General features: G+C 59.9%; 1 pseudogene. It reads right to left on the reverse strand.

From position 1 onward, the window contains the following. A pseudogene (locus H583_RS37065) lies at positions 1–387 on the reverse strand (hypothetical protein); the annotation flags it as partial.

Below are 387 nucleotides of genomic sequence, written 5' to 3' on the forward strand. Positions count from 1 at the left end.
GCTCCCGTTGCTCCAGTGTCTCCTGTCGCTCCCGTTGCTCCGGTATCACCTGTTGCTCCCGTTGCTCCGGTGGAACCTGTCGCCCCTGTCGCTCCAGCTGCCGCAAGAAGCAAGTAGTCCGGCGAGGTTCCTGGTGTGCCTGTCGGTGGAGCTGTCACCACGATATACGTGCTGCCATTAAATGTCACAATCTGGCCTACCGGATAACCCGGAGCTGCCAGCGGATCAAATACTACTGCTCCCCCAAGCCCTATTCCTGTCGCTCCCGTTGCACCAGTATCTCCTGTCGCTCCCGTTGCACCAGTATCTCCTGTCGCTCCCGTTGCACCAGTATCTCCTGTCGCTCCCGTTGCTCCAGTGTCTCCTGTCGCTCCCGTTGCTCCAGTG

Source organism: Paenibacillus pinihumi DSM 23905 = JCM 16419, assembly GCF_000422505.1.
Classification (GTDB): domain Bacteria; phylum Bacillota; class Bacilli; order Paenibacillales; family Paenibacillaceae; genus Paenibacillus_D; species Paenibacillus_D pinihumi.